Origin of the sequence: Microbacterium sp. SY138, assembly GCF_039729145.1 — a bacterium.
Taxonomy (GTDB): domain Bacteria; phylum Actinomycetota; class Actinomycetes; order Actinomycetales; family Microbacteriaceae; genus Microbacterium; species Microbacterium maritypicum_A.
Map to the genome: position 1 here is coordinate 1,330,608 of NZ_CP155793.1, position 20,726 is coordinate 1,351,333.

Below are 20,726 nucleotides of genomic sequence, written 5' to 3' on the forward strand. Positions count from 1 at the left end.
GCTACCCCAACCCGATCCCGGACCGCGACACCCACGAGTGCCGGGGGCTCCCGCCGCGACCGAACGCGGTCACCGGAGGCAGGCGGCGTACCCGCTCGCTGACCACTCGTGACCCTGAGCGGGCGACGGTGCGCGCACCCCGGTACGCCTGTCCTGGTGCGCGGCGGGTGCGGCGGGCGAGCTCGGCATGGAAGTCGATGCCCTGCCCGGCGACCCTGCCCGTCCGCGCAGCCAGCAGATCGGTGGGCCGCACCCACTCCACCCCCGACCGCCGCCGCCCCGCCCCCGCGTCGGCCTTCGCGTGCGTCACAGACGGGTCGCCGTGCCGGGCCAGTACCGACACCTCCCCGTCCCCGCCCCGCCGCGGCTCCTCGGGCGTCGTCGCCGACTCATCGCGGTGGCCGTGACGGACGGGCGCGCGGTGCTGCCCGTGCGTGGCCGGGGTCTGGTTGTCGTCGTTCATGTCGTCTCCTCCGAGTCGGGGCCGGTCAGCGCCGGCCGGGCGAACCAGCGGCCCACCGTGGACGGGTGCACGCCCAGGCGGCGGGCGATCTGCTTGTTCGACCACCCCTCCTGCTGCCGCAGCAACACCGCCGCCTCACGCCCCTCACCCCGCGACACCGCCGCCGCCAACGGGACGGACGGCATCACCGCATGGCCCGAGTCGGCGACAGGCGCTGTCGGTGGGTCGGCAGACAGATCGGATGCGTGTGTAGGGGCGGGGCGGGTGAGGATGACGGTGAGGTGGGTGATCGCCAGCAGCACCAGCGGGGGCACCGCCGCAACGGACGCGGCGAGCACCGCCGGCACGTCGGCGTCCGCGGCGACGACGGCATGGATCGCGTTGGCCGTCACCGACACCACCGCGCCGGCGACCAGCAGCACCCACGAGTACCACGCCTGGCGGTGCCCAGCCAGGGCGACCACGGCGACGGTTGCGACGACGATGATGCCGTCCACGATCAGCGGCCACGCCCACGCCTGCCCCGCCTCGATCCCGGAACGGCGGGCCAGGTCCGCCAAGGCGGTGAAGGACAGCCAGAACGCTCCGGCGGCGATGAACACCGTCCCGCCTGCCGCGGTCACCACCGCCCACCGCCTCCCCGCCTGCGTCGCCATCACAGCCCCCTCCTCGGCACGGCCGGCCGGCCCGGGGAGGGGCGGCGGTCGAACCAGCCGGCTCCTACCGGTGACGCGCCCTGCGTCGGGGAGGTCGTCGTGCGCCTGACAGAACCGGGGTGGACGGCGCGGTAGGCGGACCGGACGGTCGCGGTGATCTCCCGCGGCCCGAAGTCCGACTTCACGGCCGTCAGCACCGCATCGAGAGCATCAGCGAACGGGACGCCGCCCTCGGCCAGTCGGCACGAGGCCCAGAACAGTTTGAGATTGCGGTCAGTGTCCTGCCGGTCCAGCCACCGCGCCAACCGCTCCGCATCCTCCCGCCCCGCCGACTGCCTGCCGCCCGGGCGAGGGCGGATCGGCGGCCGGGGGTCGAGGAAGTCCCGCAACCTGCCCGCGTCCAGCTCGCGTCCCGGATCGTGTACGACCTGGAGGATGCGGTATCCGACCGTGGCGGCGCCGATGGGTCGGGTCGAAGGCGGGACGACGATGTAGCCGCCGTCGCCACGGAAATCGACTCCTGCGCGCCCGGCTTGCCAGGATCGTTGTGCGGTGCCCGGTGTCGCCGGGTAGTAGGCGTGCATGCCGCCGGTGGGGGTGCGCACCAGCAGCTCCCAACCCTCGACCAGCCCGGCGTCGCGGGCACGGCGGAAGCTCGCCCGCCCGTCGACCGGCCCGTGCACGTCCACATCCACCACCACCAGCCCAGACGCCGCACCCGTCGGGACGGCGATGTTCGCGCCCGGCCACCGTCGCCACCACGCCGACACCTGGGCGGGATCGGTGCTCGCGTCGTGGAAGCCGTGCCCGGTCAGGGGGCGCTTGCCGCCCGGCACGCACGGGAACACCGGCACCCCGAAGGCGGCGAACCGTGCCGCAGCCGCCGGCAACGGCAGGCCCGCGGCCTCGGTGAACAGCGACACGGCCCGCATCACAAGCCCCTCACCGCGGCATCCGCTACCCGAGACGCCCGAGGCGGCTCCACCCGCGGCGCCGCCGTGCGCTCCGCCCGGGCGGGACGTTCGGTGCGCAGGGCGTCGCGGTTCAGGCCGGGCGGGTCACCTCCGCCGAGCTGCACGGTCGGGAGGGCGTCGAGGATCGCCCCGGCGGTCTTGCGGACCCGCTCGCCGGTGGCCTGCACCACCTCCGCGGGGTCTTTGTCCTTCACCGTCCCCGCCCACCCCGACACATACGGGATCGTGTACGAGCTGGTATCCATGCCGTGCGCGGCGCCGATCATCAACGCCACCGACTCCGCCTCCACCTCCCCGATCCCGCGATGCCCTGTCGCATCCGGGTTGTCGGGGCCGTGCAGGCGCACATGCGCGAGCTCATGAGCAAGGGTCTTCACCTGCGCGGCATCGTCCATGTCCATCCGCACTGAGACCGTGCGATTCATGTAATCGGTCAGGCCGTTCGCGCCGTGGATCAGTCCGGCGTGCTCGACCCGCAGCACCGCGAATCCTTCGGCCTCCACCAGCCCGGCCAAGCCCTCCCACAGACCCTCGGGCGCATCGCCTTCCAGCAGGACAGACGCAGCGCGCTCGGGGATCGGATCGCCCGAGGTCTGCGACACGTCCCAGACATAGGCCGGCTTCGCGCCCACCATCCGCGAACGCACCGCCTCGCCCGGCTTCGGCTTCTCGAACCGCCCCAACCGGCGCCACGACAACGAGTCCTGCGGAGTCGAGGACGCGAACCGGCCCGTCACCGGGGCGAAGATCATGTAGCCCGGTTGCCCCTTCTCAACCTGACGACCCAACGACTGCCACTGCCGGTATCCGGCGACATAGCACAGCTCCGGCGAAGACACCCGCCCGGCCTCAAAGGCATCGAGATGCTGAGCCCAGATCAGCAGCGTGTTCCCGAACGACCGCGACCGGAACCGAGCCGCGAACTCGAGCGCCCGCGTCCAGTCGGCACCCGAGACGAGCTGATCGACCGCAGCCGAGAGTTGCATATGGAGATGTTCGAGCTTTGCATCCCAAGCATCCCGTGACGTCCCGATCGTTGCCATCATCGGCCTCCTTCAGATGAGGCCGACGGCGTAAGCCTCCGACCCGTGCGACCATGAGGTGCGCCGGGAGGGTCAGGAGGATGAGACGGGGAGTAAACAATGATCGTGACCGGCAGGCTCGCTGATGAACCCGACGTATCCCATCCGATGTACCTGCCACGCTTTTCGCTGTCGAGTTGAAAAGGATTGGTCCGCGTTAACGAACGAGAATCACGAGTCAAGTATCGAGTTCACGTGTTTGTCACATGGTTCTCGATTCTCACGGCGTGTTGCGCACTCGTGCCTCACGAGTGGTGTGATGCGGGTGCGGGGTGAGCCGATACTTCGAAGGAGTGACGCCGAAGCGGCGGACGAACCACGCCGAAGCGATCCGTGGATCACGCCAGCCGACCGTCTGCGCGGCGTAAGAGATCGAAAGCTCAGTTTCCTCGATCAGTCGCGTGAACTCAGTGAGTCTGACCTCTGTGAGGAATCGGATGGGAGAGATACCCGTGCGAAGGGTGAACAGACGTGTCAGATGGGCGCGTGACAACGCTACAGAGTCCGACAGAGTGGTCAGTGTCCACGGCTCACGCATCCGTTCTCGCAACAGCCACACGGCGCGTCCAACGGAGCCGAGGGTGGCTGTGTCGGTGATGCGTCCGCGAACCGCGCTCTGGACCTGCGCCGTCGATGGAGAAGGATCATCGGTCACTTCCCCGGCGAGGAAGGTAGGTGCGACGATGCTCATCCAGCGTGCGAACAGTTCTACATTGCGAGCGGCCGCGACCTCAGGGAGATGGGCGCGGCCGGGGAGGAGTCTCATCTGTTGCCAGAGGGGTTCAAGACGTTGTAGTCGTGCGACGCCCGGCGAGAGTGACAGAGGCCCGCCGTTCCATTCATGTGGGTGGAACCCTCGCTGGACACGGGTTCTGTCTGGCAAGAGCAGCGCCAACTGTGCACGCAGGAAGCTCTCGTCGATATAGATGTCCCACATCCTCGCGCGGAGGCGCGGACGCATCGAGCACCAGCGTCCTCCACCAATCGCGAGCGAGGCGCCAGCTTCAAGCAAGAATCTGGTATCCGCGGTCTCGACCTCGGTTGCTCCCTCCATGACATGAATGATCCGGGCGTCATCAAACACAACACGGTTCGTCGGGAGGGTGCGCGTCGATTCGACAGCGATCAGTCGCACCACGGGTGCCACTGCACAATGTCCTTCAGATGCCCCATTGGGAACTGCTCTAGTCATCCCCAAACCGTCCTTGTCTGAGCTGACTCCGCCCGTCGCATTTGGATAGTTCGCATCGGGAGGGCAACGGCCGATCAGGTGCTGTTGTCGGTCTTAGTTCAATCGTGGTCGAAAGCCGGGAACTGTCGCTTCTCCGGACCGGAGAATGTACCCGCCTCGCTCTGCCCGATCCTCGTTGCACGTTCACGCTGTTGGGCTGATCACGAACCTCAAGAAGCACAGACAAGCCCGGCCCTCCTCGCTAGGTAGGGTTTTCACCCGCGTGGTGCTGAGAAGAAGTGCCGTCGGCATGATGCTCGGCTTGCATAGCGACAGCGTGGGCGATGGCGATGGCGTGCTCGTCGACGGCTGAGTAGAAGGCCTGGTTTCCGTGGGACTCGCGTCGGACCAGTCCTGCGGCCCGCAGCTTGGCGAGATGCTGCGATACGGCGGCGGGGGAGCGTTCCACGATGTCGGCGAGGTGGTTGACGGACATCGGTCCGTATTGGGTAGCGAGGATGATTCGGAAGCGCGTCGGTTCAGCGAGAAGGGCCAGCACGCGCACCGCACGTGCGACGTCGGCGTCTTCGGGGGTGATGGCGGGCGTGGCAGTACTGTCCACAAGGATGCTCCGTTCCATGCTGCGCGCCGCGTTCGCCGTCCGTTGGATCGTCGGACGGCGAGCGCGGTCTTAGTGTTCGTGTGGGTGTGCTGCTGTCGTCGGGGTGAACTCAACGGTGGTGGATTCCACGCTGCGCAGGCTCGTCTTGAGCGTCGTGCGCACGTCGTCTGCGATCATTGTGCTCTCGGTGAGCGACAGGTCGGGGTCGACCTCGATGAACGCTTCCACGAGCAGGCGGTGTCCGCTCCAGCGGGCTCGGACCGTGGCACTTCGAACGCCGGGGACCTCGCGAACCAGATTGGTCGCCTGGGCGATGAGTCCTTTGTCGACGCCGTCCATGAGGCGGTTCAGGATCGACTTCAGGGAGCTGAGCATGATTCCGAAGATCACGACGGCGATGAACAACCCCACGATCGCATCCGCCTGCGGGAATCCGAGCCAGGCCAGGCTGATGCCGACGACGACCGCGAGTGAGGTGAATCCGTCGGCTCGCGCGTGCTGCCCTTCGGCGATCAGCGCGGCGGACCCGATCCGCTTGCCTCCGCGGATCCGGTAGACCGCGACGATCTCGTTGCCGAGGAAACCGACGATGCCCGCGGCGAACACCCATCCGAGGTTGGTCAGCGGTCGCGGGTTGACTAGTGCGTTGATGGCTTCGTAGCCGATGTACACGGCGGTGAGGAAGATGATGAAGACGATGAAGATTCCCACGACGTCTTCGGCGCGACGGTAGCCGTAGGGATATCGCTCGGTGGCACGCCGGGCTCCGATCCGGAAGGCGATCACCAGTGGGATGGTGGTGACGGCGTGCCCGAAGCTGTGCACCGTGTCGGCCAGCAAGCCGATCGAGCCTGAGATCGCGACGATGAAGATCTGGGCGATGGCCACCGTGAGCATTCCGGCCAGCCCGATCCAGGCGGTTCGGATGCCGTCGTTGCGGGCTTCTTCCGCTGTCTGGATCTTCTCCATCGCGTCATGCGAGTGCGGTGTGATCGCGTGCTTGAACTGCGCCCATGCTCCGCTTCCGTGGGAGTGATCGCCGCGCCCGGCGTCGTTGTGCGCGTGATCGTGGGCGTTGTCCGCGTGGGAGTGCTCTGCGGAGGGGGCCTCCGAGTGCGTGCGGGGTGGTTGGGGCGTGCTGTCCATGCGATCTCGCTTTCCACGTGGTTCCTGATTACCTATAATATGCGTATACACGTAGAAACGCAGATTAGCGTATTTGGTGCGAGTCGTCCACCGGACGGCGGATTGAGGGGAGGAGCAGAAGTGATCCAGATCCGAGATGCCCGCGGAGGTCAGAGCGGGCGCTTGCCCGTCGAGCGAGGCGGGAGCGGGGTGGAAGACGTTCTGCAGCGTGCGGCGGAGATCGTGGACGCGGTGCGCACGCGGGGTCGCGATGCCGTACTGGACTATTCCGAGCAGTTCGATGGGCTGCGTCCGGAATGGTTGAGAACACCCGCTGTCGCGTTGAAAGACGCATGGTCTCTGCAGTCCGAGGGCTTTCGGAGGGCCGTCGACGACGCCGTGGACCGGGTGGAGCGAGCGCATCGCGCACAGCTCCCGGTCGCCAGTGCGACGGAGTACGGTCGCGGCGCCAGTGTGCGGCAGGAGTACCGGCCTGTGGAGCGAGCGGGGCTGTATGTGCCCGGAGGCAAGGCGGCGTACGCGTCGAGCGTGATTATGAATGCTGTTCCCGCGCAGGTGGCGGGCGTCGAGTCGATCGTGGTCGCGTGTCCGCCCGATCGGCGGACCGGCCTGCCCCCCGCGCCGGTGATGGCGGCCTGCTATCGGCTCGGCATCACCGAGGTGATCGCTGTGGGTGGTGCCCAGGCGATCGCGGCAATGGCGTTCGGGTTGACGGGGCCGAACGGCGATGGTGTTCGTGCCGTGGACATCATCACAGGCCCCGGCAACGCATACGTTGCCGCCGCGAAGTCACTGGTGCAGCAGACAGTGGGTATCGACTCGGTCGCGGGGCCCACCGAGGTCATGATCATCGCGGATGACACGGCGGATCCCGTCTTCGTCGCGGCTGACCTGCTGAGCCAGGCCGAACACTCGGAAGATGCCGCCTCGGTGCTCGTGACCGACTCGGCTTCTCTCGCCACCGCAGTCGCCGAGGAGGTCGAGGCGCAGACACGGAACGCACGCAATCGTGACCGTGCGCGTCGTGCTCTGGCGGGCCCGCAGTCGTTCATCGCCATCGTCGACGGCCTGGACGACGCCGTCGGGTTCTGTGCACGCTATGGCCCGGAGCACTTGGAGATCATGACTCGTGACGCTGAGTCGATCGCCGCCCGAGTCCGCAACGCGGGTGCGATCTTCATCGGGCCCTGGTCCCCGGTGTCACTGGGAGACTATGCCGCGGGTTCGAATCACGTGCTCCCGACCGGCGGGAGCTCTCGGCACTCCGCGGCCTTGTCGGTGATGACCTTCCTCCGCCCGACGCAGATCATCGCCTACGAGCTGGCAGGGCTTCGGGCCGCCGCGCCCACGGTTGTTGCTCTGGCAGCCGCAGAGGGGCTGTGGGCGCACGGCGACGCCGTCACAACACGCCTGAGTTGAGCGATAGGCGCAAGAGAGTCAACTGCCGGTGGCACTGCTCAGCCCGCTGGTCGCGTTCACCCGTTCGGCTGGCCTGCGCAGCAGCGTCACCGCGACGAGACCGACGACCGCGAGGCCAAGCAGGGCGAACGCCGCGACCGGAAGACCGATCGCTCCCAGCCACCCCGCAACCGGGTAACTGATCAGGAAGCAGCCGTGGGACAGGGCGAACTGTGCCGTGTAGACGAGGTTGCGATTCTCCGGAATCGATGCGTCTGCGAGCAGGCGCGACGAGGGCGTGTTGATCAGTGACGTGCTTGCACCTAGGAGCGCCCAGGTCGCAAGGAGCATCCACCACCCCGTCCCGGTCGTCGTCGCGACGATCGTCATCGCCACGGCACAGACCATGCCTGCAGTGAGAGCCCATCCTCCGGCGCTCATCGTGCGGAGCACGCCGATCCGGTCCACGATCCATGGCACGTTCAGCGCGATCACGAGGGAGCCCGCGCCGTAGGCTCCGAGTGCGAGGGCCAGAGAGGCATCACCGAGCCCAAACACTCCCTTCACATACACGACCGAGTTGACCAACACGATCGCGGTTCCCGCCGCGACCACGACGTTGGCCGCCATCAGAAAACGGAGACTGGGAGTGCGAGCGAAGACTTTGAGCCCCGTGGGCAGCCGTTCCCAGAATGTCGACCCCGAGCCCTCCCGGGGGAGGACCGGGAGCCGGGCGATGAGCACGAGGGCGGCCGAGACGGCGAAGCCCACTGCCGTTCCCACGAATAGATCGTTGTAGGCGATCAACGTCAGCAGTGCCGCCGCGATAAGCGGGCTGAGGATGGAGTCGAGGTCATACGCGAGCCGCGACAAAGCCAGCGCTCGAGTGTACTGCTGAGGGTCGGGAAGCACGCTCGGGATCAACGACTGGAACGCAGGAGTGAACGTCGCCGACGCCGACTGCAACACGAACACCAGCAGATAGATCTGCCAGGTGTCTTGAACGAACGGAAGCATCAGCGCGATGCCGAACCGGATGACATCCGCACCGACCAGGACAGCCTTCTTCGGCAGACGATCGACCAGCGCCGCCGCCAACGGAGCAACGCCCACATAGGCGACCATCTTGATCGTCAGCGCGGTCCCAAGCACGGACCCCGCGGCCTCGCCCGCGATCTCAAAAGCGAGCAGCCCGAGCGCAACAGTCAGAAGTCCCGTACCGACGAGTGCGATCACCTGTGCGAAGAACAGCGCACGATAGGTGCCGTTGCGCAGCACACCGATCATGCGTGGTGCCTCGGCGCATCCTCAACCGTGTGTTCCGCTTGCAGGATCGCCTCGGTGATCAGTCGCAGCGCATGATCATCGGTGAGTGAGTAGTACATTCGCGTCGCCTCTTGACGCACTCGTACGAGCTTGCTCCAGCGCAGTTTCGCGAGATGCTGCGACACGGCGGGCGCCGGCCGATCGACGATCTCCGCAAGCTCATTCACGGACAGTTCCCCCGACTTCAGCGCCAGGATCACCCGGATCCGTGTCGCATCCGCGAGCAGGCGGAACACCTCGGCCACGATCTCGACGAATTCGCTGTGGGGATCAGTGTGCTCTTCAGATGTTTCTGCATGCATGCGTAGATTCTAAACCATGCAGCGTCGGCGCGTGTCGAGACGATCGCCCACCGTGTCACCGAGAGTTACGCCGTGCGGCGAGGAGGGGTACCGCGCTCCTCGCACTCCTCGCCGCACGGCGCCTCGCGCTCATTCTGCCGGCGTGCGGGCGATGAGCTGGAGCGATTCCATCATCGTGAGATACGGCGCCCAGGCGTCGCCGAGCTGCTGCACGGTCACACCCGCGGATGCCAGGAATCCCGCCGCTGCGATGATCTCGCCGGCCTCGTGACCGACCATCTGCGCACCGATGATACGACCACTCGCGCGGTCTGTGACCAGCTTCAGCAACCCGTCGGTTTCACGGTTTACGAGCGCTCGGCTCACCCATGCCATGTCCAGTCGGCGCACGTCCACCTCGATGCCCTGTTCCATAGCCTGGGCCGCAGTCAGGCCCACAGATGCGATCGGAGGAGACGTGAACGTGACGCGCGGCAGGTTCGCGTAGTCGAGTGCCAGCGCACTATTGCCCAGGGCGTTCGCGGCGGCAGCTCGACCCTGGGCGGTAGCGACATAGACGAACTGTGCCTGACCCGTCACGTCGCCTGCCGCCCAGACGTGCGGATGGACGGTGCGCAGGTTTTCGTCGACGGGCACCTCGCCGCGTGAACCGGTCTCGATCCCGATGGCACCGAGATTGAGGGAGTCGGTCAGAGGGCGCCGTCCCGTTGCGACCAACACCGCGTCGGCCGTCAATTCCCGCTGCTGCCCGTCCACGCGAAGGCGCATCACAACGCCCTCCTGGGTACGGCTCACCTCAGAGACATGTGCGTTCGTGACGAACTGCATGCCCTGCGATGCGAGCGCGCCCTGTAGCGCTGTTGACATCTCTGGGTCTTCGAGCGGCGCGATTCGTGCCGCAATCTCAATGACCGTCACCCGGGTGCCGAGGTCGGAGAAGAGCTGCGCCTGCTCGAGGCCGATCGCGTTCCCACCAATGACGAGCAGCGACGCCGGGAGGGTCTCCAAGGCCATCGCTGACGCCGAAGTGAGATAGTCGATCGAATCGAGCCCCGGGATCGGGGGGATGAATGAGTCAGCACCGGTCGCGATGATCACTTCCGAGCCCTGCAGTTCCTCGACACCATCCGGCGTGTCGATCCGAATTCGGACCAGCTCAGTGGTGTGGTCGGCAACGAAGGAGGCCCGGCCGCGGTAGTCCGCGAAACCTGCCGTCTTCGCCGCCTCGACTTGATTTCGCCGCAACGTGTCGAGGAAGTCTTCTTTATCCGCCACGAGTGCCCGCAGATCAACGGTCCCTGCGAATGTGTTCACGCCCTGGAATCTCGCCCGCCTGGCGCGGGCATGATCCGCCGCCGCGATCAGAAGCGTCTTGGACGGTATGCATCCGACGTTCAGGCATGTGCCCGCGATCGGGCCATCCTGCACCTTCGCGACCGACTTGCCGAGGCGAAGCGCCTCGGCCGCCGCCGCGGACGCCGCTGACCCTCCACCGATAACGACGAGATCGTATGTGGACCCTTCTCGATTCACTGACATCTGTGCTCCTTGCCACAATATGAACAGACAGTTCTGTACGATAGCCACGACACTAGACAGTTCTGTCTGGTATTGTCAAGTTCATGACGACGGCATCGCGGCGCACCCCTGCGCGGGAGAGGCTTCTGGCGACCGCCAGTGACCTGTTCTACGATCACGGGATACGGGCTGTTGGTATTGATCGGATCCTTGAAGAGTCACACGTCGCCAAGGCGACCCTGTACGCACACTTCCCGTCGAAAGACGCGCTCATCGAGGCTTATCTGCGGCACCATCTGGACCGTGTACGTGACCATCTCGCGGACCTCACGCGCGCCCATGTCGGATCGCCGCGAGCTATCACCGCCTTGTTTGAGGAAGCCGCCGATATGGCGAGCACGGGCAACTATCTCGGCTGTCGGTTCGCGGGCGCGACCAGTGAGCACCTGAGCGAAGAAAGCCACGCCGTCGAGATCGCGGACGAGTATCGGAACATCGTGCTCGAGTTCTTCCAGAATCATGTGTGCGGTGCTTCCGTGCTTGACCGTCGCAGAGCTTCCGAAGTTCTGTTGGCCTTGTATGAAGGTGCGAAAGTCACAGCGGGCACGACAGGAAGAGTGGCGATCGAACGACTCATTCCCACCGTCAGGGTGATCGCAGAGAATGGCGTCGATGAGATCAGCGGCGCCCGGGACTGAAGCCGCATGGTGTCCGGCGGTGCCCGCCCATGGCTGTGTCTCGGTGAGGTGTTCGATGCGGTGCGTCCCGTTAGGATGGGCGCTGTGTCGGCGCAACGTTCTGTGCATCCTGGGTCGACACCCGGTGCGATAGGACCGCAGGGAGGGGAGTTGCGTGCACGCTCGAGACGTCGTCGGTGTCGTCTTCGACGAGTACATTCCCGATGAAGGTGTTCACTTATCCCGGCTATCGACACTGTTTGCGGCGCTCGAAATAGAACCTGCGACCGTGCGCGCAACAGTCGCACGCATGCGTCGCGAAGGCCTGCTCTTCTCACGGCGCATCGGCCGAGAGACCATCTATCGGGCGTCGGATGAGTACCGTTCAGCTTTGGACGAGGACCGGGCGCGAAGCTACCGCCTCGCGTCCGATAAATGGGCTGGCACGTGGACGATCGTGCTCTACCAGATTCCCGAAGCTGAGCGTGGTCGAAGAGAGAAGCTCAAGAGGATTCTCCTCGACGACGGCTTCGGTCAGCTCAACGCGACCACATGGGTAAGTCCGCATGACGATCGCGAACGCATGCACCGCATGCTCGGCTGCCATGATGACCCAACGATCGTCGTGCTCAACGCCTCGACCGGTGGCCTGACCGAAGACCTGGAACTTGTCGACAAATGTTGGGAGCTCGACGAGATCGCAGGCGGCTATCGGGCGTTCCTCGAACGGTGGGGCGGACTCGCCGCGGACTGTGAGCCATCCGCACCGGACGCTGCCTTCCGCGCTCGGGTGGAGATCATCAGCGACTGGAGGCACTTTCCGAGCCACGACCCCCGCTTGCCGCGGGCACTGCAGCCGGCCGGCTGGCCGGCTCAGCAAGCTCTTGAGATCTATCACCGGGCGGAGAGTTGTCTGCGCCGAGGCGCGCAGGCGTTCGTCGACGCCACATTTGGGGCGCCATCGCCGTAGCGTCGTCTTGACGGAGGGCACACGCACTGCGCGTCGCCCTCCGTCAAGAAGACCGGTGTGCTGGCCTACTCCCTGCGGCGTGGGACGCTGAGTACCATCACGGAGCCGACAAGTGCCGGAATGGCCCACACGGCGAAGTTGACGAAGTTCGACAGCTCTGCGGCGATGAGTGCTCCGCCGAGGACGATGGCTACTGCGGCGCCGGCGCGTCCGACGGCCAGAACTGTGCCCAGCGCTGTTCCGCGTGTCGCATCGGTGTACGAGGTGGCGATGAACCCGTTGAGCAGGATCTGTGCACCGATGGAGCCGAAGCCGACGACGCCCACCAGCAGGTACGTCACAGCGAGCGGGAACCCGCTGCCGTCTCCGAGAAGGAAGCCCAGCGCCATGAGGAACAGTGCTGTGCCGGCGAGGGCGAAGGAGACGGACACGACGCGCTTCGCGCCGAAACGATCCGCCAGCGGTGAGGCGATCAGCGAACCGACCACAGCTCCGGCGTTGGTGACAAGGAGGAACGTCAGCGACGAGGTCAGCGAGTAGCCGGCGATTGTCAGCAGCTTCGGCAGCCAGGTGTTCAGCCCGTAAATGAGGATCTGACCGGCGATTGCGGCGATGAGAAACACTACGGTGATCAGCGCCCAGCGGCCGGTGAAAATCGCCAGCAGCGGGTTCCGCTGACGGGGGGACCCGTCCGTCACCGAGATCGCCGTCGTCGCCGGTGCGGATGCCACGGGCGCCAGGCCGTACTGCTGGATGATCCGGTCCGCCTCGGCGATGCGCCCCTTGGCCCGAAGGTAAGCCGGAGACTCCGGGAAGAAGAAGATCAGCAGCGGAAGGATCGTCACCAGCGGCAGAGCGCCGATGGAGAGCATCCCACGGAAGCCGATCGAGTCGACCAGCCAGATTGCTAGCAGCGCCGCAATGATGCCACCGACCGAGTACCCGGAGAACATCAGCGCGTTGTTGAAGTTCTTGCGCCCCGGCCTCGAGAATTCGACCGTTGCGGTGACCGCAGTCGGGATCACTCCACCGAGCCCGATACCCGCGAGGAAGCGGAACAGGCCGAAGAGTTCCGGCGTGGGCGCCAGCGCCGTGGCGATCATGAGCACGGAGAAGAAGGCGACGGCCCCGATCAGTACCTTGCGGCGCCCGATCAGGTCGGTGAGGTACCCCACGGTCAGGGACCCGAGCGCCATGCCTACCAGCGCGAGGCTATTGATGGCGCCGGTCTCCGCGGTCGTGAGTCCCCACGCCTCATAATCGAGGATGGACTGGACGATCGTGCCGTAGACGACCAGGTCATAACCGTCGAAGACGAGCGCGACGAAGGCGAGGGCGATGACAAGCCCGGCGGATCTTTTCGTGGTGCCGCGCGAGGATGCGCCCAGTGACGCCCTCTCACGGCTCGGTGCGGTGCTCATACGAGGACCCCTCTCAATAAGTGACAAGTAATGCGTGTAACGCAATGAGTGTGTCACATATTCCGTCGTCCTCCACGATGATCGCGCGGTTTCGGCAGTGGGGTGTGCTCTACTGCGCGTGCGGGTCAGCGACGTCTCGCCTGTCGCACCAGCGATGCGTGCTGTTAACGCACTACTCATGCTTGAACGCCCGCTCGGCGCGTCGAAGCGCGGGCCGTGGGCCGGCTTGGGGCTTCTGCGACGTATGCGCCCGGCCCGATCGCAAGAACGAGGAGCGCCTACGGGGTCCCCGGCCCCAGCGCGTCTCGCAGTGACTCGAGTGCGGGGAGTGCGAGCTGAATAGCGGCCCTCTGGGTATCGTCGAGATGCGCCAGCCCAGCAGAAATGCGATCAGCGCGTCCCTCCCATCGCAGACTGCTTGCGTGTCGGGCCTTCTCGGTCAAGAGCAAGCGTGTGGCCCTGCGATCGCGAACATCTGTGGAGCGCTCCAGGTAGCCGAGTCGAACCAAGACGCTGACCACCCCGCTGACCGTGTTGGGTTTCAGGTGTAGCGACTGCGCGATGGCCGAGGTTCCCACGCCGGGAGCGGCGGCGACGCACCCCAGGACTTCTTTCTGCATCATGGTCAACCGCGGGACAGGGGATGGTGCTGCATTGTGAATGCGCTGAGCGCGACGAAGCTCGACGATCACGCGCGACAGTCGAGCAGCGTCAACGTCTTCCATTGCATCCTCCTCGACCGCCCTCGACGTTGTGCGCAGGGTTGAGCGCACTCAACGATCATCCCAGATCACCGCAGGCTGTCCTCCTGACATCGAATATAGGTTAGGGTTGCCTAATACCTCGCACACCGAGGTTTCCTACTTCGAAGGAGCGTAAACGTGGGAATCAAGCGGGCGATCGCGATCTTGATCGCAGCAGGACTCGGACTGACTGTCGTCGGGTGCACATCAGCGCAGCCGACGACGGAGGGGGCACAGGAAACTGCGCAGGCGCCTGCAGAGATCACGGTTCCCACTGTGGACCCCGGCACGCCGGAGCTGCCCGTGGTGTTCACCGGAGATGATGGGGCTGAGGTGGAAGTGTCGAGTCTGGAGCGGGTCATGGTGCTCGACGATGCCACCCTGGAGATCGCGCATGCGTTGGGGGTGGGCGACACAATAGCAATCACGCCGGAGGAGTCCCTGCTCCAGGACCTCGCTTCGCAGGCCGACACACGGGTCACCACCGCAGGGCAGGGGCCCCTTACCGTTGAGGGCATTGTTGCGTTGGAGCCGACTCTCGTAGTCGCCGACAACCTGCGTCGACATGGCGATCTTGTCGCCGGGCTGCGTGCGGTGGGCGTTCCCGCCGTGTTGATCGACACGAGCCAGCCTGCACCCGACAAGATCCGCAAGACGGCGGAGGTGTTCGGGGTTGCGAGTACTGGTGACGAGCTTGCGTCAGCGGTGGAAGCGCAGATCGACGCGGCGAGAGACAACGCAACCGGAATTCCGGATGAGGATCGCCCCAGCGTCATGGTGATCTCGTCGTCCGGTGCGGGCGACAGCGGGGCCACGACCGCGGCGGGCCAATCGACGCCTGCGCACGAGATCATCGTCGCGGCGGGTGCCCGCAACGCAGGTGCGGAATCCGGCTTGGACCGCTACCAGTCGATCACGGCCGAGGGACTGATCGCCGCGAAGCCGGACATCATCATTGTCCGTGACAGCGAGCTGGCAGACCTCGGCGGCGAAGATGGCATCTGGACGACGGTTCCGGGACTCTCCGCCGTGCCGGCGGCCGACACAAAGGCGCTGATCGTCCTGGGCGATACGGAGATCGCGTTCTCGGGCGTGTCCACGGGCCGTGCAGTGCTGACACTGCAGGCAGCGCTGTTTCCTGAACTGTGAGCGTCTCGGGAAAGGCAGCGGACCAGGAAGGAATGGTCCGCCGCCCCCGCGGCATACTCGTGATCAGCCTCGTAGCGATCCTGCTTCTGGCAGCGATGATCGTCGCGGTGGGCGTGGGACCGCTCAGCCTCAACCCGGCTGAGGTGTTGCGGTCCCTTGCCGTGGGGATGGGGTGGGCCGACGCCGGAGACATCCCGGCCAGTCAGGCGGCGGTCGTGTGGGACGTGCGGATGCCTCGCGTGCTGCTGGCGGCAATGGTCGGCGCATGCCTCGCGATCGCGGGCGCGTCCCTGCAGGGGTTGTTCGGCAACTCGCTCGCCGATGCTGGCGTGATCGGCGTGACCAGCGGAGCCTCGCTCGGCGCGATCGGCGCCATCGTACTGGGCTTGCAGTTCCTGGGCACGTGGACGGTGCCGGCGGCGGCTTTCGTCGCAGGGATGCTCACCACGTCGCTCATCTATGTGCTCGCCCGCCCTGGCCGCAGGGGCGGCACCGTGCAAATCCTGCTCGTCGGGATCGCGGTGACGGCGGTTGCGGGTTCGGTCAACGGGTTCTTCACCTACATCGCCTCGTCCACCGAACTCGAGGCGATCACGTTCTGGTCGATGGGCTCGCTCAACCGTGCCAGCTGGGACTCCCTCGCGGCAGGGCTGCCGTTCTTCGTGTTCGGTGCGATCCTACTGGTGCTGCTCGCGAAGCCGCTGGACGTCCTCGCGCTCGGCGAACGACAGGCGCAGCATGTCGGGCTGCACGTGAAACGCACCCGGCTGCTGCTGGTCATCGCCACCTCTCTCGTTGTGGGAGCAGCGGTCGCGCTGGCGGGCTCGATCGGGTTCGTTGGACTGGTCGTCCCGCACATCGTCCGACTCGCCGTCGGCCCGGTCCACCGCTGGCTGCTGCCGATCAGCGCGCTCGGCGGAGCACTTATGATCGTCCTCGCCGACATCGGCGCACGCACCCTGAACCCTCCATCGGAGATCCCCATCGGCCTGTTCACCGGCATCGTGGGCGGACCCTTCTTCCTCTGGCTGCTCGCCCGCCGCAGAACGGAGATGCGCGCATGACCACCGTGTCCGCACACGGCATCCGCCTCAGCTACAGCGGCACCGTCGTCCTCGACAACGTCGACCTCGACCTGCACGGCGGCGTCCTCACCGCGCTCATCGGACCGAACGGCGCCGGCAAGTCGACCCTGTTCAGCGTTCTCGCCGGCGACGTGCAACCCGAACGCGGACGGGTCATGCTCGACGAGCGACCGGTGTCCTCCTTCTCCCCGAAAGAGCTCGCCCGCCGACGCTCAGTGCTCCCGCAGGACCACGCCGTCCGGTTCTCCTACTCCGTGACCGAGATCGTTCGCCTCGCCCGTCTCTCGTATCCACCCGACCACGAGCGAGACGAGCAGATCGTCTCCTCCGCGATCGAGACGGTGGAGATGTCGCACATGACCAACCGGGACGTGCAGACGCTGTCCGGAGGTGAGATGGGACGAACGGCATTCGCGCGCGTACTCGCCCAAACCACGCCATCGTGCTCCTGGATGAACCGACGGCCGCTCTCGACCTGCGCCACCAGGAAGCAGTCCTCCGGCAAGCGCGTCAACTGCGCGATGAAGGGGCCTGCGTCATCGTCGTCCTGCACGACCTCAACCTCGCGGCAGCGTACGCTGACCGCGTCGTGCTCATGGAGCAGGGGCGCATCGTGGCCGACGGCTCGCCGAGGGACGTGCTCACCGTTGACACCATCCAGCGGGTCTACCGGCAGCCCGTACTCGTCACCGAACACCCCACCCGCGGATGTCCGCTGATCGTCCCGATCGACGACCCGCGCGCTGACCCACCGGCCGCCGCCGCACGCTCACCTCATGCTCACCTGAAAGAAGGACCAGCACAATGATCAGACCGCACACGCGTCCCGCACGCCCCCAGGCGATCCTCACCGTCCAGCACGTGGACGAGATCAGCCCGAACCTCATCAGGATCACCGTCGGAGGCGATGGCTTCGACGCCTACGAGGACAACATCTTCACCGACCGCTACGTGAAGCTGCTGCTTGCCGATCCCGAGCATGGACTGACCCCGCCCTACGATCTCGAAGCCTTGCGCGCCACCTCCCCGGACAAGGTACCGAGCCGCCGGACCTACACCGTGCGCGCCTCCAACGTCGACGAACGGTGGCTGTCCATCGACTTCGTCATCCACGGCACACACGGAGTCGCCGGGCCGTGGGCCCGCAACGCCCGCCCGGGAGACACCCTCGTGCTCACCGGAGCCGGCGGGAAGTACCGCCCCGACACCACCGCCCCCTGGCACCTGCTGATCGGCGACCACACCGCCCTGCCCGCGCTGTCCAGCGCCATCGAGTCGATGCCCGAAGATGTCCGCGGCCATGTCCTGATTTCTGTGGGCGACTCCGCAGGCCGCGTGCTACCGCCAGCGCCATCGGGGATCGCTATCACCTGGGTACTGTCGGACGAAGACTTGCTCGCCGCACTGGAAGAGATGAGGTGGGAGGACGGAGCACCTCAGGTCTTCGCCCATGGCGAGCGGGAGTGCATCAAACGTGTGCGAACGATCCTGCGTGGTCACGATGTTCCCCGCGAGATGCTCTCCATCTCCGCCTACTGGGCGCGAGGACGTGCCGAGGACCAGTTCCAGGCCGAGAAGCGCGAATCGATCGGGCAGATCGACTGATCCACGCGCGTCGGCCTAGGGCCTCACCGCGCGTCCGCCCGTGACTTCAGGAATGCCTCAACCGCCGCGAAAAGCTCGACGAGACCTTCCGGGTGCTGGAGCGAGTACATCGACGCCCGACCTTCGGGGCGCGATACCACCAGGCCTGCCTCTTTGAGGCTCACGAGATGCTTGGAGACGGTGCTCTGAGAGAGCCCCAGATGCGCCGTCAGATCGACTACTCGGTGCTCTCCGAACTGTAGGTGACGGAGGATCACCAGGCGAGACGGATCGCTGAAGCTCTGGAACAACCCGGCCATCGCCGACATCGCAGACACTTCTTCAGCCCAAGCGGCGACCCCGCCGTCTTCTTCCATCGCCATGTGTCGATAATACGCTTCCGGCTGGAAGTGCCGCTCAGGATGAGTCACATGAGAGAGAACACAAGGGACTCGCCATTCTCCGGTGCCAAGATGCTGTCGGTCAGCCCGCGGTCTTCTGCGAGCCGTCGGACGTCATCGCGACTGGTCGAGTATTCGGGCAACGCACCCATGTGTACGGCTATGACCCGGGCCTGAGGTGCGAACCGCAGCACGTCGATAATGTCCCCCGCGTTCATGAGGGCGCGAGATGTCTGATCGGCGCGACGTCCTCCGGTATTCAGAATGATCAGGTCTGGGCGATGATGGATCAGCGCAGTACGCACCTCGTGGTGCATGATCGTGTCGCCAGCGATGTACAGTACCGGTTCGTCAGGATGCCGAATCACAACTCCCATCGCGTCATCGTCGTCAAGTTCGGCGCGCATGCCATCCTCTGTTGGATGCTGGCCGTCGGTGCGCACAAAGGAGACACCTCCGATCTTGATCTCGTCGTCCAGGACCGTCACTCGGACGAATCCCTGGCCTCGGAGTAGTTCAGCGTCCTCATCGCTCTGTGCAAGAATCAGGACCTCCCGTGAAAGCAATGACGCGGCGGCAGCATCCCAGTGGTCTGGATGCGTATGCGTCACGACCACGACGTCGGGGGAGAGGAGCGCACTCAGGGGCACGCCGAGCCCGACCAAAAGGTCCTCCGGCTGGCGGTCGGCAACCCATTCCGAAGACGAATGCACTCCGCTCGCGCCGAGCATTGGGTCTACGAGGGCGGTCAAGCCGGACACTTCGATGAGCAATGTCGCATGACGCACCGGTGTGATCTTCACTTCATCCCATCTCTCTGTGATAACGACAGGGGGCGGAGAACGTTCGATTCGTTCGGGCAGGGACGAGCAGGGCCTAGGGTCCGGGCGCGTGCGGGCATGCTGGCAGCGCGCCAGGGGCCGGTCTGGCCTCGCCATCGTCTCCAACTCATCGACACATTTCGATGATAACCGGAAGCGACGCTTTTGACGCCCGTTAGCGATGGAGAAGAGCTCTGGGCCACCGCAGTACGGTGAATGAGCACGCGTTGAGTCACGTGTGATCGTCGAAGGGCCTCTACTGGGACAGAAGGTCGGATCAGCTCGGGCATGCTTGAGCTGTCGTGGACAGAACGCCCTACCGCGATGAGGCGGCGCCAGTCCTGCGTACTGCCGTGAGACCAGAGGTCACGGGGCCCCGATAGAGGAGATGCCCGCGCAGGAGGCTCACTCGTGCCCACCGGCCGACGCGCCACACTGATGCGCTCTCGGTGCTTTCGCCGATGAAGCCGAACGCCGCTGCAGCGAACGCGACACCGCGGGGCAGGTTTGCGAGCTCTTCGGCTGGTTGCCCCCATACTTGAGCGCGCACTCTGCGCACGACGTCCATTCCGGGTGTGCGGGGGAGCGCCCGGACCACCTCGGCGTTTCCCGCTCGTGCCACGCGTTGCAACTCGGACGCTCCCACCGTTCCGGTCTGCGCCCATCCGTCGCGAGGTACAGCCGCGCTCGCCCATCCGCGGGAGACTGCGAGCTGCGGCAGGCGGAGAGCCGCCCGATCGGGAGTCGCCGCCAATGACTCCACGGTGAGATCGCAGGAGAGGTCGTAGTCAGCGCGGAGCACGCGTAGAGCGAGCACCAGGGGAGTCGAATCCAGGAGGCCCTGCGGGGCCAGCGCGGCTGCGTACATCGCCAGCGTGCCCCGCTCTGCCTGGAGCCGTACGGCCGCGTCCCCCACTTGAGCCGCGCGCTCGGCGAACACGAGCGCGTCCCGGGCGGATTGCGGATCGGCCAGGATCAGATCTCGTGCCACGTTGTCCCTTGTCGTGATGCGACTGTTCGGAGGATCTCGTCGGAGTGCTTTTCGCGAGGCGACTCTCGCGTGCGATGCCGAACAGCCGCCGATGACACCCTTCTGCCACGGCGACGCATTCCGGACGGAGACCGCCGAGGCACCGTCGGCATCCTGCGAATGGCGTTGGACACACGTATGGGCCGCACGATCAACTGAACGCGCAGATCGACCTTTTTGGGCGCGC

The 20,726-nt window shown here is 65.9% G+C and carries 21 protein-coding genes; 7 read left to right on the plus strand and 14 right to left on the minus strand.

Annotated features, from left to right (window positions below):
• Position 1 precedes the first annotated feature (1 nt).
• The 7 genes from ABDC25_RS06260 to ABDC25_RS06290 form a co-directional block, all read right to left on the minus strand.
• Positions 2 to 463, minus strand: a complete 462-nt coding sequence (locus ABDC25_RS06260; RefSeq protein ID WP_347125375.1) for a hypothetical protein — start codon at positions 461 to 463, stop codon at positions 2 to 4.
• Positions 460 to 1,119 carry a DUF2637 domain-containing protein gene (locus ABDC25_RS06265; protein ID WP_347125377.1) on the minus strand — a complete coding sequence of 220 codons (660 nt, stop codon included), beginning with the start codon at positions 1,117 to 1,119 and terminating at the stop codon, positions 460 to 462. Before ABDC25_RS06265 ends, ABDC25_RS06260 begins: the two co-directional genes overlap by 4 nt.
• On the minus strand, positions 1,119 to 2,042 hold the full coding sequence (locus ABDC25_RS06270) for a bifunctional DNA primase/polymerase (RefSeq protein WP_347125379.1): 924 nt from the start codon (positions 2,040 to 2,042) through the stop codon (positions 1,119 to 1,121). Before ABDC25_RS06270 ends, ABDC25_RS06265 begins: the two co-directional genes overlap by 1 nt.
• Positions 2,043 to 2,050: 8 nt before the next feature.
• Positions 2,051 to 3,136, minus strand: coding sequence for an ArdC family protein (locus ABDC25_RS06275; protein ID WP_347125947.1), 1,086 nt, complete (start codon positions 3,134 to 3,136; stop codon positions 2,051 to 2,053).
• Positions 3,137 to 3,395: 259 nt separating this feature from the next.
• Positions 3,396 to 4,322, minus strand: coding sequence for an AraC family transcriptional regulator (locus tag ABDC25_RS06280; RefSeq protein ID WP_347125381.1), 927 nt, complete (start codon positions 4,320 to 4,322; stop codon positions 3,396 to 3,398).
• 286 nt (positions 4,323 to 4,608) lie between these two features.
• A complete protein-coding gene (locus ABDC25_RS06285) occupies positions 4,609 to 4,968 on the minus strand; it encodes a metalloregulator ArsR/SmtB family transcription factor (RefSeq protein WP_347125383.1) in 360 nt (119 codons plus the stop codon).
• A 69-nt stretch (positions 4,969 to 5,037) separates the two neighbouring features.
• Entirely contained in the window at positions 5,038 to 6,114 is a 1,077-nt protein-coding gene (locus tag ABDC25_RS06290) for a cation diffusion facilitator family transporter (RefSeq protein ID WP_347125385.1), read from the minus strand.
• 189 nt (positions 6,115 to 6,303) lie between these two features.
• Between ABDC25_RS06290 and hisD the strand changes: the two genes are divergently transcribed.
• Positions 6,304 to 7,533 (plus strand): histidinol dehydrogenase, encoded by a 1,230-nt coding sequence (gene hisD, locus ABDC25_RS06295; RefSeq protein ID WP_347125387.1) that lies wholly within the window; start codon positions 6,304 to 6,306, stop codon positions 7,531 to 7,533.
• Between the two features lie 18 nt (positions 7,534 to 7,551).
• Here the strand turns inward: hisD and ABDC25_RS06300 are convergent, their stop codons facing one another.
• The 3 genes from ABDC25_RS06300 to merA form a co-directional block, all read right to left on the minus strand.
• Positions 7,552 to 8,799 (minus strand): MFS transporter, encoded by a 1,248-nt coding sequence (locus tag ABDC25_RS06300; RefSeq protein WP_347125389.1) that lies wholly within the window; start codon positions 8,797 to 8,799, stop codon positions 7,552 to 7,554.
• A complete protein-coding gene (locus tag ABDC25_RS06305) occupies positions 8,796 to 9,140 on the minus strand; it encodes a metalloregulator ArsR/SmtB family transcription factor (protein ID WP_347125391.1) in 345 nt (114 codons plus the stop codon). The genes ABDC25_RS06300 and ABDC25_RS06305 overlap by 4 nt, the downstream gene beginning before the upstream one ends.
• A 129-nt stretch (positions 9,141 to 9,269) precedes the next feature.
• Positions 9,270 to 10,679, minus strand: a complete 1,410-nt coding sequence (gene merA, locus ABDC25_RS06310) for a mercury(II) reductase (protein WP_347125393.1) — start codon at positions 10,677 to 10,679, stop codon at positions 9,270 to 9,272.
• Between the two features lie 83 nt (positions 10,680 to 10,762).
• On the opposite strand from merA, the gene ABDC25_RS06315 reads away from it, so the two are divergent.
• Together ABDC25_RS06315 and ABDC25_RS06320 are read left to right on the plus strand one after the other, a co-directional pair.
• Positions 10,763 to 11,356: a TetR/AcrR family transcriptional regulator gene (locus ABDC25_RS06315; RefSeq protein WP_347125395.1), complete on the plus strand. Its 594-nt coding sequence runs from the start codon at positions 10,763 to 10,765 to the stop codon at positions 11,354 to 11,356.
• A gap of 154 nt (positions 11,357 to 11,510) precedes the next feature.
• Complete coding sequence (locus ABDC25_RS06320) at positions 11,511 to 12,305, plus strand: PaaX family transcriptional regulator C-terminal domain-containing protein (RefSeq protein WP_347125397.1); 795 nt, start codon at positions 11,511 to 11,513, stop codon at positions 12,303 to 12,305.
• Positions 12,306 to 12,370: 65 nt separating this feature from the next.
• Here ABDC25_RS06320 and ABDC25_RS06325 read toward each other — a convergent pair whose 3' ends face one another.
• A complete protein-coding gene (locus ABDC25_RS06325; protein ID WP_347125399.1) occupies positions 12,371 to 13,726 on the minus strand; it encodes an MFS transporter in 1,356 nt (451 codons plus the stop codon).
• Positions 13,727 to 14,745: 1,019 nt separating this feature from the next.
• Here ABDC25_RS06325 and ABDC25_RS06330 point away from each other — a divergent pair.
• The 4 genes from ABDC25_RS06330 (at position 14,746) to ABDC25_RS06345 (ending at position 18,308) form a co-directional block, all read left to right on the plus strand.
• Positions 14,746 to 15,618: an ABC transporter substrate-binding protein gene (locus ABDC25_RS06330; protein ID WP_347125401.1), complete on the plus strand. Its 873-nt coding sequence runs from the start codon at positions 14,746 to 14,748 to the stop codon at positions 15,616 to 15,618.
• Between the two features lie 32 nt (positions 15,619 to 15,650).
• Positions 15,651 to 16,682: an iron ABC transporter permease gene (locus ABDC25_RS06335; RefSeq protein ID WP_347125403.1), complete on the plus strand. Its 1,032-nt coding sequence runs from the start codon at positions 15,651 to 15,653 to the stop codon at positions 16,680 to 16,682.
• Positions 16,679 to 17,422, plus strand: a complete 744-nt coding sequence (locus ABDC25_RS06340) for an ATP-binding cassette domain-containing protein (protein ID WP_347125405.1) — start codon at positions 16,679 to 16,681, stop codon at positions 17,420 to 17,422. The genes ABDC25_RS06335 and ABDC25_RS06340 overlap by 4 nt, the downstream gene beginning before the upstream one ends.
• Before the next feature lie 85 nt (positions 17,423 to 17,507).
• A complete protein-coding gene (locus ABDC25_RS06345; protein ID WP_347125407.1) occupies positions 17,508 to 18,308 on the plus strand; it encodes a siderophore-interacting protein in 801 nt (266 codons plus the stop codon).
• 23 nt (positions 18,309 to 18,331) lie between these two features.
• Here the strand turns inward: ABDC25_RS06345 and ABDC25_RS06350 are convergent, their stop codons facing one another.
• The 3 genes from ABDC25_RS06350 to ABDC25_RS06360 all read right to left on the minus strand — a co-directional run bounded on the left by ABDC25_RS06350 (position 18,332) and on the right by ABDC25_RS06360 (position 20,500).
• On the minus strand, positions 18,332 to 18,670 hold the full coding sequence (locus ABDC25_RS06350; RefSeq protein ID WP_347125409.1) for a metalloregulator ArsR/SmtB family transcription factor: 339 nt from the start codon (positions 18,668 to 18,670) through the stop codon (positions 18,332 to 18,334).
• Between the two features lie 44 nt (positions 18,671 to 18,714).
• A complete protein-coding gene (locus ABDC25_RS06355; protein ID WP_347125411.1) occupies positions 18,715 to 19,491 on the minus strand; it encodes an MBL fold metallo-hydrolase in 777 nt (258 codons plus the stop codon).
• 334 nt (positions 19,492 to 19,825) lie between these two features.
• Positions 19,826 to 20,500: a hypothetical protein gene (locus ABDC25_RS06360; RefSeq protein WP_347125413.1), complete on the minus strand. Its 675-nt coding sequence runs from the start codon at positions 20,498 to 20,500 to the stop codon at positions 19,826 to 19,828.
• Positions 20,501 to 20,726: the final 226 nt, after the last annotated feature.